The sequence below is a fragment of the Candidatus Eisenbacteria bacterium genome (genome assembly GCA_035577985.1).
Lineage (GTDB): Bacteria > Desulfobacterota > Binatia > DP-6 > DP-6 > DATJZY01.
In genome coordinates this window covers 48,485-62,767 of the sequence record DATJZY010000029.1, presented here as the reverse complement: position 1 = coordinate 62,767, position 14,283 = coordinate 48,485, and the positions used below count along the sequence as shown (strand labels likewise).

The 14,283-nt window shown below is 71.0% G+C and carries 12 protein-coding genes; 5 read left to right on the top strand and 7 right to left on the bottom strand.

What is annotated here, in order from left to right; all coding sequences use genetic code 11:
• Window positions 1–86 precede the first annotated feature (86 nt).
• Together VMS22_04450 and VMS22_04445 are read left to right on the top strand one after the other, a co-directional pair.
• A complete protein-coding gene (locus VMS22_04450; protein ID HXJ33270.1) occupies window positions 87–1,211 on the top strand; it encodes a hypothetical protein in 1,125 nt (374 codons plus the stop codon).
• A 48-nt stretch (window positions 1,212–1,259) separates the two neighbouring features.
• A complete protein-coding gene (locus VMS22_04445) occupies window positions 1,260–2,720 on the top strand; it encodes an SDR family oxidoreductase (protein ID HXJ33269.1) in 1,461 nt (486 codons plus the stop codon).
• Here the strand turns inward: VMS22_04445 and VMS22_04440 are convergent.
• Together VMS22_04440 and VMS22_04435 are read right to left on the bottom strand one after the other, a co-directional pair.
• Entirely contained in the window at window positions 2,717–4,951 is a 2,235-nt protein-coding gene (locus tag VMS22_04440) for a lycopene cyclase domain-containing protein (GenBank protein HXJ33268.1), read from the bottom strand. The two genes, VMS22_04445 and VMS22_04440, sit on opposite strands and share 4 nt — an antisense overlap.
• Before the next feature lie 2 nt (window positions 4,952–4,953).
• Window positions 4,954–5,991, bottom strand: a complete 1,038-nt coding sequence (locus tag VMS22_04435; GenBank protein ID HXJ33267.1) for a polyprenyl synthetase family protein — start codon at window positions 5,989–5,991, stop codon at window positions 4,954–4,956.
• 116 nt (window positions 5,992–6,107) lie between these two features.
• On the opposite strand from VMS22_04435, the gene VMS22_04430 reads away from it, so the two are divergent.
• Window positions 6,108–6,731, top strand: coding sequence for a sterol desaturase family protein (locus VMS22_04430; protein ID HXJ33266.1), 624 nt, complete (start codon window positions 6,108–6,110; stop codon window positions 6,729–6,731).
• On the opposite strand, the gene VMS22_04425 is transcribed toward VMS22_04430, so the two are convergent.
• Genes VMS22_04425 through VMS22_04405 form a run of 5 tightly spaced genes read right to left on the bottom strand, consistent with a single transcriptional unit; the run spans window position 6,709 to window position 11,939 of the window.
• Window positions 6,709–7,281, bottom strand: coding sequence for a hypothetical protein (locus VMS22_04425; protein HXJ33265.1), 573 nt, complete (start codon window positions 7,279–7,281; stop codon window positions 6,709–6,711). The genes VMS22_04430 and VMS22_04425 overlap by 23 nt on opposite strands.
• Window positions 7,278–8,225 carry a phytoene/squalene synthase family protein gene (locus VMS22_04420; GenBank protein HXJ33264.1) on the bottom strand — a complete coding sequence of 316 codons (948 nt, stop codon included), beginning with the start codon at window positions 8,223–8,225 and terminating at the stop codon, window positions 7,278–7,280. The genes VMS22_04425 and VMS22_04420 overlap by 4 nt, the downstream gene beginning before the upstream one ends.
• Window positions 8,209–9,720, bottom strand: coding sequence for a phytoene desaturase (locus tag VMS22_04415; GenBank protein HXJ33263.1), 1,512 nt, complete (start codon window positions 9,718–9,720; stop codon window positions 8,209–8,211). The genes VMS22_04420 and VMS22_04415 overlap by 17 nt, the downstream gene beginning before the upstream one ends.
• Before the next feature lie 42 nt (window positions 9,721–9,762).
• Complete coding sequence (locus VMS22_04410; GenBank protein ID HXJ33262.1) at window positions 9,763–11,022, bottom strand: ABC transporter permease; 1,260 nt, start codon at window positions 11,020–11,022, stop codon at window positions 9,763–9,765.
• Complete coding sequence (locus VMS22_04405) at window positions 11,019–11,939, bottom strand: ABC transporter ATP-binding protein (protein ID HXJ33261.1); 921 nt, start codon at window positions 11,937–11,939, stop codon at window positions 11,019–11,021. Before VMS22_04405 ends, VMS22_04410 begins: the two co-directional genes overlap by 4 nt.
• A gap of 210 nt (window positions 11,940–12,149) precedes the next feature.
• On the opposite strand from VMS22_04405, the gene VMS22_04400 reads away from it, so the two are divergent.
• Entirely contained in the window at window positions 12,150–13,469 is a 1,320-nt protein-coding gene (locus tag VMS22_04400) for an acetyl-CoA hydrolase/transferase C-terminal domain-containing protein (protein ID HXJ33260.1), read from the top strand.
• Window positions 13,456–14,280: an alpha/beta hydrolase gene (locus VMS22_04395; GenBank protein ID HXJ33259.1), complete on the top strand. Its 825-nt coding sequence runs from the start codon at window positions 13,456–13,458 to the stop codon at window positions 14,278–14,280. Before VMS22_04400 ends, VMS22_04395 begins: the two co-directional genes overlap by 14 nt.
• Window positions 14,281–14,283 lie beyond the last annotated feature (3 nt).

The following is a 14,283-nucleotide window of genomic DNA, read 5'->3' as shown; positions in this document are numbered from 1 at the left end:
GGGTACCTCGTCAAATCGCATGCGGGAGCGGCGCCTTGCGTCCCCTGCGCCCGCGTCGCTAAGAACCCGGCCGGGAGACCCCCACCATGCTCTCGAAGCTCGACGACTATCCGGTCCACCAGACGCCCGATCCGATCGCGCACCCCGCGACGAGCGATCGGAACGCCTATGACCGCTACTGGTTCAACGGCTACGCCGCCGACGGCGAGTTCTACTTCGGCATCGGCGCCGCGCTCTATCCGAACCTCGGCATCATGGACTGCGGCTTCTCGATCGTGCGCGACGGCGTGCAGCATGCCTTCCACGCCTCCCGCCGCGCGCCGCGCGAGCCGACCGAGGTCGAGGTCGGGCCGTTCCGGATCCAGATCGTCGAGCCGATGCGGCGTCTTCGCGTCACGATCGACGAGAACGAGACCGGTATCGCGTGCGACCTACGCTGGACGCCGCGCACGGCGAACGTCGAGGAGGGGCGCCAGACCATGCGGCGAGGCGGTCGCGTCATCATGGACGCGACCCGCTTCGACCAGTTCGGGCGCTGGGAGGGCGAGATCGGCTACGACGGGAAGCGGCTCGCGATCGATCCCGCTCGCGTCTACGGCACCAAGGACCGCTCCTGGGGCATCCGACCCGTCGGCGTGCAGGATCCGGGCGGCGCTCCCCTCTACGAGATGCCGCAGATCTTCTTCATCTGGTCGCCGATCCACTGGAAGGACCGGTGCTCGCTCGTCAGCGTGTTCGAAGACTCCGAAGGTCGCGTGTGGCACTGGGACGGCGTCGTCGTGCCGGCGCACGAGTCGCTCGACCGTGTCCCGGCGATGGAGGACCCGAAGACGCACCACCTGGTCGCCGTCGAGCACCGCCTCACGTACGAGCCCGGCACGCGACGCGCGCGCGCGGCGGAGATCACGCTCGTGCATCCCGGCGACAAGCGCGACGTGATCCGGCTCGATCCGGTCCTCTGCTTCCGCATGAAGGGCATCGGCTACACCCATCCCGAGTGGGGCCACGGCCTGTGGAAGGGCGAGCTCGCGATCGGCGGCGAGTCGTGGCGCACGAGCGACCTCGACCCGATGGCGCTCGACAACCAGCACGTCCAGCAGGTCGTGAAGGCACGCCTCGGCGACGAGGAGGGCGTCGGCGTCCTCGAGCAGATCGCCTTCGGACCTCACGCGCGCTACGGGTTCCGCGAGTTCCTCGACCCGGCGCGCTGAGGTTTCCCACCCCTCGTCACAGCCCTGCGCGTCTGCCAGCGTCACCGGGTGACCCCGGGCAGGGACCTCGTCCTCCTCACGGGGGCTTCCGGCTACATCGGCGGGCGACTCCTGCGCGCGCTCGCGGACGCCGGTCACCGTGTGCGCTGTCTGGCGCGGCGACCCGATTACCTGGCGGGGCGCGTGACGCCGCCGACGACGATCGTGGGCGGCGACTGCCTCGATGCCGCTTCACTGGAGCCCGCGATGGCGGGCGTCCACACGGCCTACTACCTCGTGCATTCCATGGGCTCGGGCGGTGACTTCGAATCGCAGGACCGGGAGGCCGCACGGAACTTCGCGCACGCCGCGCGCGACGCGGGGGTGCAGCGCATCGTCTATCTCGGCGGTCTCGGCTCGGCGGCGACCTCCCTCTCGGCCCACCTGCGTAGTCGGCAGGAGACCGGGGCCTTGCTCGCGTCGACCGGCGTTCCGGTCGTGGAGCTTCGGGCCTCGATCGTCCTCGGCTCGGGCAGCCTGTCGTACGAGCTGATTCGCGCGCTCGTGGAACGCCTGCCGATCATGATCTGCCCACGCTGGGTCTGGACGCCCGCACAGCCGATCGCGATCGAGGACGTGATCGCGTATCTGCTCGAGACCCTGACGCTCCCGGCGCGGACGGACGGCGTCTTCGAGATCGGCGGCACCGATCGGGTCTCATACGGCGAGATCATGCGGGAGTATGCGCGACAGCGCGGTCTTCGCCGCCTGCTCGTCGCCGTGCCCGTGCTGACGCCGTGGCTCTCGAGCCTCTGGCTCGGTCTCACGACCCCGGTCTACGCCCGCGTCGGACGCAAGCTCATCGAGAGTCTGCGCAACCCGAGCGTCGTGGACGACGACCGGGCGTTGCGGACGTTCGTCGTACGGCCCATGGGGCTGCAGCAGGCTATCGCACGCGCGCTGGCGAACGAGGACCGTGAGCTCGCCGAGACGCGCTGGTCGGACGCCGTCTCGTCGGCCGGCGTGTCGTCGTCCTGGGGCGGGATGCGGTTCGGCACGCGGCTGGTCGACTCGCGTGCCGTCCACGTCGACGTCGAGCCCGAAGCCGCCTTCGCGCCGATCCGCCGCATCGGCGCAGGCAGCGGCTGGTACGCCGGGCGCGGTCTGTGGCGGCTGCGGGGCCTTCTCGACCTCCTCGTCGGCGGCGTGGGGATGCGGCGAGGACGGCGCGATCCCGAGTCGCTGTCGGTCGGCGACCCGCTGGACTTCTGGCGGGTCGAGACCTACGACCCCCCGCGACGCCTTCGCCTCGCCGCCGAAATGAAGCTGCCCGGGCGGGCGTGGCTCGAGTTCGAGGTCACACCCGACGCGCGGGGCTCCACCATCCGCCAGACGGCGATCTTCGATCCCGCCGGGCTCGCGGGCCTCGCGTACTGGTACGGCATCTACCCCCTGCACGCGCGCGTCTTCGCCGGCATGCTGAACGGGATCGCGACGCGAGCGACGGCGAGGATCCCGGCCGCACGCTAGGATTCGCTCTGGGCGGAACGCGACCCGCGCGCCGATCGCGCGAGCAGGCCGCGTAGCGGGACCGAGTACACGGGCTCTTCGCGGACGCCCTCCTGCCGCAGGATGGCGTTGGCTGCCTCGAGCCCCGACGTCACCGCGGCCTCCATCAGCATGGCGGGCAGCGGCAACGCGACCCAGTCTCCGGCCAGCACGAGACGGGAATCCTCGGTCTCCACCGTCGGGCGGCGCTCGTGCATGCCCGTGTGAAATGCCGTGAAGTTGCGATTCAACTGGAGGTGCTCCCCGAGAACGCGGGCCCGACGCAGGGCCGGAAGATAGTCGAACAGCTCTTCCTTCAGGGTCTCCGCGATCGCCGATTCCCGGACGCCGTCCGGCACGGCGTAGCAGTGCAGCTCGAGCACGCTGCCCCCGCTTCGCGTAGCCCACGCGGCCGAGCTCTCCTCGACGCGGTGGAAGAACGTGATGGAATCGAGCAGCTCCTTCCTGTCGGTGATGACGAAGCCGGGGAGATCGGATCCCGACGGCTGGTCCATCCACAGGCGGAGGACGGCATGAGGCTGCGACGGACGCAGAGCGCTCAGCTTCGCCACGGCTTCAGGCGCGATCCGACGGAGGTCCGGCGACGCGTCCGCGATCGTCCGCGCGCCGACGACGTCGGGCGCGAGCACGAGGTAGTCGAACGGCTCGTCGCCGATCCGAAAGCCGTCGCCCTCGCGCGCGATCGTCCCGACCTCCACACCGAGCCGGAGTGTCACCCCGACCGCGTCGAGGCGGGCCTGCATGGGCTCCAGCACCGTACGCCCGTAGGTGTCCGACGGATGGTCGTAGAGCAGCCCGCGATCGTGGGAGAGGTAGAAGAAGTGGAAGCTCTTGATGACCTCGGCCGCCGACATCCGATCCGGCGTGGCGAAGAAGGCACGCGCGAAGGTGTAGAACACGAGACGCAGGGCGGGCGGCAGGTCCGCCTGGTCGGCGAAGGCGTCGAACGACACGTTGTCGTACCGCGCGAACGTGCGCTGCGGATCGTAGGCGAGCAGCGCGGTGAGCCGCGCGAGCCGCGGGCGCATGAGGACGTCGCGAAGGCGTAGCATCGGCGTCTTCAGCATCGCCAGGATGTTCTGCACCGGCGCGGTCTCGAGATCCTTGAACCCGTATGCTTCCCCGCCACGCGTCAGGATCCGGTAGTCGTCGATCGGACGCAGGTACCGCGAGGCGCCGACCTCGTCCATGAATCGGCCGAGGTTGTAGTAGTGACGAAAGAAGGCATGGAACCCGTGCTCGACCTCCACCGTGGTCCCGTCCCCCAGGCGGTGCTGCCAGGCGCCGATCTTGCCGCCGAGGTGACGGGCCTTCTCGAGGAGATGGACCCCGAACCCCCGGTCGCCCAGCAGCGTGGCGGCCCGTAGGCCGGCGAGGCCGGCGCCGACCACGGCGACCCGGCGTGGCCGCGCGAGGCGCGGCGCCGTCCCCGGACGCGCGACGTTCACCTGCTGGCGATAGCCTCCGAGTCGCATGCGGATCATGCGCCGGATGACGGTGTCGCCCGGCGGCGTACGCGGCGCCTTCATTCGATCGCGCACGCGTTCGAAGAGCGCGACGTTGGCCACCACCAGCGCCAGGCCGTAGATGAAGTCCTCGACCGGGATCGTGCCGATGCGGAAATCGAGCTGGTAGCGGGCGTCGTAGAGCACCAGCGGGCGCGCAGTCAGGTACCCGTTGAAGATCGTGGTGAATCCGAGGACCGCGAGGGCGAACGGCACGAAGCGCCGGTGGCGCACGACGAGGCCGCCGCCCATCGTGTCGAGGGTCACCACGCACGCGAGGGCCGCACCCGCGACGGCCGTGTACTCGAGCCCCCGGCTCCACGCGGCCGCGCCCGCAGCCAGGAGGATGGCCACCGCCGTCCAGATCGCCGGGGTGCGACGCGCCGGGGCCCGATCGACGCCGCCCGTCAGCATCTCCCACGTGAAGGCGCAGGCGAGAGGCACGCTCAGGAAGAAGGCCCATTCGCCGAGCGGCAATCCGAGGGGCCGGATCGCCGTCGGCGCCACGTTGAAGAACCAGTGCCGTCCGGTCACGAGGACGTCCCACGCGATGAACGGCACCGCGACCGTGAGCGCGGCCGCGAGGGCCGGAAGCCACCGGCCGCGGAACGAGGTCGCCCGCCATCGCCCGAGCGCCAACGGACCGGCGATGACGACGAGATTGAAGAGCAGGTACTCTGTCGCCATGCTCACGGACGCAGCGGGTCACCGGCGAGCTCGTGCGTCATCCGCTCGAGGGCGTCGCGCGACTCGCTCGCGGGAAGCGTCCGGATGGCCTCCAGCGCGCGCTTGGTCGAGCGCCGGGCGGCGGCACGCCCGCGCTCCGCGACCCGCTCGCGCACGAAGAGGTTGCGCAGCTCACGGATGTCGCCGTCGGCGAGGGTCGGTCGTCCGAGGCGGGCGCTCAGCGTCGCCGCACCGGGGCCGCCCTGCTCGAGGATCAGCAGGAGCGGGTAGGTGGGCCGGCAGGCCATGACGTCCTGCATGTCGGAAGCGAGATCGTCGAGATCGTTGTCGATCTGGTAGGCGACGCCGAGCTCGCTCGCCCACTCGCCGAGCGCGGTCTCGTGGGCGGCCGTCGCGTCGGCCGCGATCGCCCCGAGGCGTGCCGCGATCCGCACGAGAGCCCCGGTCTTCGCACGGGCGAGCACGAAGTAGTGCGCGCTCCGCAACGTCGTGCGACGGAAATGGGGCGCCAGCGCGAGGTCGAGCGCCTGGCCGAGATGCGCCGCAAACAGCTCTTCGGCCAGCATGTCGAGCGCCCGCAGCCGCAGGTCGTCCGGCAGCGCACGGCGCAGGATCTCGAGGGCGCGAAAGTAGGCGGCGTTCGCCGCGTTGAGAGCGGTGGGCATGCCGAAGGCGACGTGCGCCGCAGGGCCCCCGCGCCGCTCGGTGGCGCCGTCCTGGATGTCGTCGACGATGAGGCTCCCCGTGTGCAGGACCTCGGCCACCTGGCAGATCGCTTCCGGGACCGGCGGTGCGCCGCCGACCGCCTGGAATGCGAGCCGGGAGATCGTCGGTCGCCAACGCTTCCCGCCGCGATCGGCGAGACTCCAGATGGGGGCGTTCACCCGGCTGGCGAGGACGTCGCAGAGCGCCTGATCGGCCTCGGCGCCGAGCAGGGCGCGGATCGGATCGAGATCGAATCGCCGGGGCCAGACGGCCTCGAGCTGCGCCGTCTCGACCGCCGGCGCCGCGCCTTCGCGCACGTTCGGGCCCAGCTTCATGCCGCCTGCACCAGCTTCATGCTCTCGACCGCGGGACAGTAGGCGGCGCCCCCGGTTCTGTCGAGGGCATCGACGCCCTTGCTTCGAGCGGGTCGAATCCCTAGCAGGGGAGGTCGGTGGAGCACGACCTGCGTCATTCGATCGTGACGCTCGCCCTCGTGACCGCGACGGGGATGGCCACGACGTTCCTCGTCCTGGGCGGCGTGCTCCACGTCGCCACCGAGTGCCCGACGGGCCTCGCCTTCGCGGGCGAGGTGCTCGGATACGTGCTGCTCTTCGACGTCTATTTCTACGTCCTGCATCGCCTGCTGCACACGCGGGTCCTGTACCGGAGCATTCACGCCGTCCACCATCGCTCCACCGCGCCGACGGTGCTGACCGCGTTCGCGTTCCACCCCCTCGAGGCCCTGCTGATCATCGGCTTCATGCCGGTGGCGATGTCGCTCGTCCCGATCCATCTCGTCTCCCTCGTCGTGGTCAGCGTCTTCCTCTCGGGAAGCATCGTGCTGGCGCATTGCGGCCGCGAGGTGCTCCCCGATTGGTGGCAGCGGGTTCCCGTGCTCAACTGGTACGTCACGCCGCGCATCCACGAGGCGCATCATCGGCGCCGCGACTGCAACTACAGTGCCACCCTGTCGATCTTCGATCGCGCCTTCGGGACCCTGCGCATCGACGTCCCATATCCGAACCGAGTCGTCCCTGGGGCGCCGCCGTCCGTCACGGCGTCGCGGCGGTCGTGATCGCGTCGGCGAGTCGGGTGACCGTCGCGTCCGTCGGCGCGCCGCGCGCATCCACGAGCCGGCGTCGATCCGCCGCCAGCAGCACGACGAGAGCCTCTCCGCGCTCGGCCCCGAAGCGCTCGGCGAGGAGCCCGCTCCAATCGAGCAGCAGTGGCGAGCGCTGGCGTCGCTCGTCCTGGCTGCGACCCGTCTCCTCGTCGCGCACGCGTTCCCGGGCGGAATCGCGCGCGTAATCCGGGACGCGGCGCAGGTCGGCGACCGAGAGCCAGACGACCTTGCCGTGGTCACGCCAGGGAGCCACGGGCAGCGCCCGCGCGGCCAGGCGCTCTCCCCACTGGGTCGCCTGTTCGGGAGCCCTGCGGTCGGCGATGATCAACAGGACGGGCGCGTTCCGAAGCTCGTCCAGATGCCACGAGCGGCCGGTCGTGTCGTCGAGCACGATGCCGGCGAGCGGATCCTCGGCCGCCGCCCCGCTGCCGACCAGCGCGCCGGCCGTCACCACGACGGCGCACACGGCGGCCCGCAGCGCCTGGAAGCGCGGATGTCTCATGGCAACACGCCAGTGCGACGGAGCGATGCATCCAGGTGCGACGCGTCCGGTCGCGTCGTGCGCCGGCGCAGCCGCGGATCGATTGCACAGCGCACCGCCGCGACGGCGATGAGACCGGCCTTCCCGATCCCGCTCACGCGAGCTCGCTCGGTCACGCCGTCGCCGTCGCGAGCGGCGACCCGCCGGCCGATCGCGCGGTAGAGCAGCGCGGCCGACAGGATCGCCGGGCGACACGACGCGGGCAGCATGCCGATGCCCGCGATGCCACTGTCGTAGTAGAGCTCGGCGAGCCCGAGGACCCGGAGCGTCACGCGCCGAACCGCCGGCGTCGCCCGTGCAGCCAACACCTCCGTCTCCGAGCCGCCGGCCTCGGCCAGCCACCCCGACGGCAGATAGATGCGATCGCGCGTCGTGTCCTCGCCGACGTCGCGTGCGATGTTCGTGAGTTGCATGGCGATGCCGAGGTGCGCCGCACGTCCGAGCGCGGCGGCGTCGCTCCTGCCCATGATGCGGCTCATCATGCGCCCGACGACGCCCGCGGCCCGATAGCAATAGAGGAGCAGGGCGTCCTCGTCGGCGATGCGGACGGGGCCCAGGTCCTGGGCCATGCCGGCCAGCAGAGCTTCGGGCTCCTCGCGCGGAATGCGGGCGGCCGCGACGACCAGCGCGAAGGCACGACCCGAAGCGGTGTCCACGGGCTCCCCGCGGTAGATGCGATCGAGCCGTCGGAGGACGGCCGCGTGCCGGATACGCGCGTCGATCGCGCTCCCGGCCTCGTCGACGGCGTCGTCGGCGGCGCGGCAGAACGCATAGGTGGCGACCGCGGCGTCCCGTACCCGCGCGGGCAAGAGCCGCGACGCGGCGTAGAAGCTCCGCGAGTGCCGGTGGATCGCCGCGCGGCAGTGGGCCAGGTCGGCCGCCGCGTTCTCAGCCGGCTGCAGCACGACGCTCGGCCGGTCGCACACGGGCATCCGGGGCCCGCGGTATGAGCGAGTCGGTGACGCGCGCGCTCGACAGCACTCCCGGGAGGCCCGCGCCCGGGTGGGTGCCGGCGCCGACGAAGTAGAGGTTCTGGACGTCGGGGCACCGGTTGTGGCCCCGGAAGTAGGCGCTCTGCATGAGCGTGGGCTCGAAGCTGAACGCCGCACCCAGGTGGCTCCAGAGCTCGCTCCGGAAGTCGTCCGGCGTGAACAGACGCTCGGTCACGACGTGGTTGCGCAGATCCGGGAGGCACGTCCGCTCGAGCCGATCGTACACGGCGTCGCGATAGCGCTCCCTGATCGTCGCCCAGTCCACGTCGGCCGCGAGGTTCGGCACGGGCGAGAGCACGTAGAAGGCCTCACAGCCCGGCGGCGCGAGCGAGGTGTCCGAGCGCGTCGGCGCGTGCAGGTAGAGGCTCATGTCCGCGGCGAGGCGCCGGTGCCGGAAGACGTCGTCCAGGAGCCCTTCGTAGCGCGGCCCGAGCACGATCGTGTGGTGGGCGAGGTCCGGGTACGTCCGGTCGGTTCCGAAGTAGATGAGGAAAAGGCTCATGCTGTAGCGCATGCCCAGCAGTTTGCGATCGCTGTTCGACGGACGATGGCGGGGATCGATCAGGTGTTGGTACGTCCACGACACGTCCCCGTTGCAGACGACGAGATCCGCGTCGATCCGCTCGCCGCCTGCGAGTCGCACACCCCGCGCCCGTCCGGCGGTGATGTCGATCTGTTCGACGGGGGCGCCGAGGCGCAGCACGACGCCGAGCTCCTCCGCGAGCCTCACCAGTGCCTGCACCACGGCCCCCATACCACCCTCCGCGAAGTGCACGCCCCACGTACGCTCGAGGTGGCAGATGAGTGCATAGATTGCCGGCGCGTGCTGCGGGTCGCCGCCCACCAGCAACGGATGGAACGAGAAGACCTGCCGCAGCTTCGGGTTCCGGATGTGCCGTCGCACGAGGCCGAGGACGCTGCGGTAGCATTCCAAGCGAACGAGGCTCGGCACCGCGCGCGCCATCGACCACGGGGTGAGGAACGGCACGTGGCCCAGCTCGAGGTAGCCCTTCTCGAAGATCTGCCGGCTCCGCTCCATGAAGCCTTCGTAGCCGGCCACGTCGTCGGGAGCGACGCGTCGGACCTCGGCCCGCATGCGCTCGGGGTCCCCCGAGTAGACGAAGACCGTCCCGTCGTCGAAACGGATCCGATAGAAGGGATCGACCGGGAACAACCGCACGTAGTCCGCGATCCGCCGCCCCGCGAGCGCGAAGAGATCCTCGAACAGGTACGGCGCCGTGATGATGGTCGGGCCGGCGTCGAAGGTGAAGCCGTCCTGCTCGAAGACGGCTGCGCGGCCGCCGGGGCGGTCGCGCTTCTCGACGATCGTGACCTCGTATCCCTTGATCGCGAGACGCACCGCAGCCGCAAGACCCCCGAAGCCGCTCCCGATGACGATGGCGCGCATCCGGCAGAGATTAGCGATCCGACCACGACGTGGGAAGCGTGCTCAGACCGATTCCCAACGCCGTGCCAAGCGGCGCGCGATGACCAGGCCGACCAACGTCATGGCGGCGAGCATCGAGACCTCGGGCCAGAGCGCGGTCAGGGATGCGTCGCGCCAGAAGACCTTCTCGTACCCTTTGACGGCCCACGCGTTGAACGTCACGAGCGCGAGACGCTGCATCGCTTCGGGCATGAGGTAGCGGGGTACCATGCTGCCGCCGAGGGCGGACATGAGGAGGATGACGACGGTCGCGAGGCCCTGGAGCTGGGCCTGCGTTCGGCACGCCGCGCCGAGCACGAGCCCGAAGGTCGCGGCAGCCGCCGCGGCCGCAACGGTCATCACGACCGCCCCGCCGAGATGCGCGTGCCCGAAGAGATCCAACCCGAAGACGGCCCAGCCCCAGACGAACATGACGGCGAGCTGGACGCAGCCGAGGGCGGTGGCGAACAGCCAGCGCGCAAGCAGAAGCCGGCCCATGGTGAGGTTGGTGCTGAGGAGACGCTCCAGCGTACCGGTCTCCTCCTCGGCGATGAGGCCGCGCATCGCGGTTGTCATCGTGAACAGCAGGAACATGACGCCGATGGCCGCCGCGTAGTACGACACGGCGTCTCTGCCCTCGCGCCCGACCGCTCCCTGCACGTCGGTCACCGCGACGCGGAAGGGCGATGCCACCGTCCTGCCCGCGTCGGGGCCTCCTCCGGCGACGGACTTCGCGACGTCGTCGACGAGCCGGCGCTGCGCCGGCGTCAGCGCTCCTGCCTCGTCCTCGAGCCAATCCGCCACGCCGCGTACGAGCCGGTCCGGCGCCGCCAGCACGAGGGCTCGCTGCAGTAGTCCCCCGACGACGTGGTACGCGACGGGATCTGCGGCGCGGTCGGTGAAGAGCTCGACGGTCAGCGTCTCGGCGGGGAAGCGCGCCAAATGCTTGCCGAAGTCCTCGGGAACGACGATCGCCGCCGGCGCGTCGCCACGCCGCACGATGCCGATGGCCGCCTCGCGGGCGGTGCGAGCGGGATCGCCTGGCCGCAGCTCGGCCGTCAGGCCGGATTCGCTCTGAAGTGCCTCTACGAGGAGCGCGCTTCCGGCCGTTCCATCCTCGTCGACGACGGCGACGCGGATCGGAGCCATCGTGTCACGCCCGAGCCCGCCGAAGACGAGCGCCAGGATCGAGAAGAATGCGACGGGAACGAGGAAGGAGAGAACCAGAGCGTAGCGGTCGCGGACGAGCGCCAACCACGAGACGCGGACGACGGGTCCGATCATTCGCGGAGCTCGCGGCCGGTGAGGTGAAGGAAGACGGCCTGCAGATCGGGCCGGACGACCCGGACGTCGTCGACGCCGTAACCGGCTTCGCGGAGGCGGCCGAGCAGCATTGCCAGGTCGACGGTCAGGTCGTGCATGCTCACGCGCAGCATCCGGCCCTGCGCGTCCACCCCCGTCGGCAGCGAGGCCGGGACCGGGGCACGATCGAGCGTGACCACGACCTCTTGCGCGTGCCCGAGGGTCCGCTCCACGAGCTCGAGCGGTGCTCCCGCCGCGACGACCCGACCGTGATCGATGATCACCACCCGCTCGCAGACGCCCTGCGCCTCGCCGAGCTGGTGCGTCGTGTGCAGGAGCGCCGTTCCGTCGCGGCGGAGCTCGGCCAGCATCGCGAAGATGCGCTCGCGGCTCTGGGGGTCGACGCCGGTGGTGGGCTCGTCGAGCAGTACCAGGCCCGGCCGGTGCAGGACGGCGCACGCGAGGTTCAACCGCCGCTTCATCCCGCCCGAGAACCCGCCCGTACGCTCGTCGGCGCGCTCGGCGAGGCCGGTCCAGCCGAGCGCCCAGGCGACGCGCTCGCCCAATTCGGGTCCGTCGAGCCCGTACAAGCGGCCGAATACTTCGAGGTTCTCGCGGGCGGTGAGGAACGGGTAGAGCGCGTTCTCCTGCGGCGCCAGGCCGACGCGGTGCCCGAGCGCCGTGCGGTCCGACGGGCCCCCCGCGAGCGCGATGCTGCCGGCGTCCAGCCGGACGCGGCCGGCGATGGCGCGCACCAGGGTGGTCTTGCCGGCGCCGTTCGGTCCTAGAAGCCCGACCCATTCACCGCGCTGCACGTCGAGATCGACGCCGTCGAGCGCGATGGCGCCCCCGAAGCGCTTGCACGCTCCGCGCACCTCGAGGATCGCCGGCATCGTCATGCGGCCGGTGGTAGCATCGCGTCCGCTTCGCGTCGAAACGCGGCTGGTCGCCGTCCCATGGGCGGCCGGATCGATTCCGAACCCGCGCGACGGGGGTGCCCGGCGTTCGCACATCTGACATTCCCCGAAAGTCCGGCGTTCGGCCCGGCAGCCTCCGGGGCGGTGTGCGCGCTGGCGCGTCGCTTGCTGGAAGTCCAGAGTCACACGCTCATGCCGCCACGAAACCTCTCTCTGTCCGACGCCATCGGCCTTCTTTGCCCGCGCGACACCCTCGCCCTCGGCTTCGGCCCCGCCGAGCCGACGCCGCTCCTCGAGGTGCTCTCGGTACGCGAGGACTGGACCGACCTCCTCGTCTACGGCGGACTCCTGTCCCAACCGTTCGAGATCTTCACCAAGCCGGGCGTGCGCTTCCGGAGCATCTTCATGGGGGCGGCCGAGCGCACGCTGCGCGACGCCGGGTGCGACGTGCAGTTCGTTCCCGGCGACTTCCGCCGCTTCGCGAAGGCGCTGCGGCGCGTGAACCCGCGCGTGCTGGCGACCAGCGCCACGCCGCCCGACCGCAGTGGATGGATGAGCCTCGGGCTCGTCGCCGCCGAGCAGGCCGACGAGCTGCACCGCTACGCGCGCGATCCCGAGCGCCTGCTCGTCGTGCTGACGAACCCGCTCCTGCCGTGGACGATGGGTCTTCCACCCGAGCACCCGCACGGCATCCACGTCGACGAGGTCGACGTGATCGTCGAGGCGGCGTGGGAGCCGATCGAGAACCGCGAGCTCGAGCCGAACGATGCCGAGCGGCGAATGGCCGAGCACGCGCTCCGTTTCATCCACGACGGCTGTACGCTCCAGACGGGCATCGGCACGGTGCCGGCGATCGTCGCCGACGCGCTCGCCGCGGGGTCCGGCGGCGACTACGGCATCCACAGCGAGCTGTTCACCCCCGGGCTGATGAAGCTGCACGAGGCGGGGAAGGTGACGAACCGCAAGGGGCAGTTCGACGGGCTCTCGATCGCGACCTTCGCGCAGGGCAACCAGGCGCTCTACCGCTGGCTCGACGGGCAGCAGGCGGTGCGCTTCCTGCCGGTCCGGATCGTGAACGACCCGTCCGTGATCGCGCGCAACCGGCAGATGGTGTCGATCAACGGAGCGCTCGGGGTGGATCTGAAGGGCCAGCTGGTCGCCGATCAGCTCGCGACCGGGCAATACTCTGGCATCGGTGGCCACGAAGACTTCGTGACCGGGGCGAGCCTGTGCCGAGACGGCCACTCGCTCATCTGTCTCCCGTCGACGGCGCGGCTCCGCGACGGCCGCCGCACGTCGAAGATCGTCACGTCGATCCCGCGCGGCATCGCGGTGACCACGCCGCGTCACCAGGTCGACGTCGTCATCACCGAATGGGGCGCGGCAGAGCTCGCGGGGCGGACGGAACGCGAGCGTGCGGAGTTGCTCGTCGCGATCGCGCATCCGGCGGTGCGCGAGGCGCTCCGCGCCGGGGCGACCGACCTGTTGGAGGTTCCCGATGGCGAGTCTTGACAACGGCGTCGCTGGCCGCGTCTCGTCGGACGCGATGAGCGAGCCGATCGCGCCGCCCGGTCGGCACCTCCTCTTCCTCGAGGGACGGGCCTTGCTCGAGCTCGCCGCGACCCTGTCGGCCTATCCTTTTCTTCGCCGCGCGCCGCGCGGCGACGGCCATCCCGTGCTCGTCCTCCCGGGTTTCATGGCGAGCGACTTCTCGACCCGTGCCCTGCGCCGCTTCCTGGGAGACCTCGGCTACGCCGCGCACGGCTGGGAGGTCGGCCGCAACCTCGGTCCCTCGCCCGAGCTCGCCGCGCACATGGTCGAGCTCCTCCAGCGCATCCGGGGGCGCTACGGGCGGCGCGTGAGCCTCGTCGGCTGGAGCCTCGGCGGCATCTACGCGCGCGAGCTCGCCCGCCGGTTTCCCGACGACGTCCGGCAGGTGATCACGCTCGCCAGTCCCTTCCGTGACGTCGAGGCGACGAACGTGCCGCGGTTCCTGCGCGACGTGGCACGCCGCCGGCCGCTGCCCGACGAGGCGGACTACCGGCGGATCCTGCATGCGCCCCTTCCGATGCCGACCACGGCGATCTACAGCCGCAGTGATGGGATCGCCGCGTGGCAGAGCTGTCGACTCGACGAGGGACCGCTCAGCGAGAACATCGAAGTCGCGAGCAGCCACCTCGGGATCGGGCACCATCCGGTCGCGCTGCTCACGATCGCCGATCGGCTGACGCAGCCCGAAGGCGCGTGGAAGCGCTTCACGCCGCCGGCGCGGTGGCGCTGGCCGTTCGCCCCGCGTCTCGACACCGAGCCCGGCACGAGCTGACGC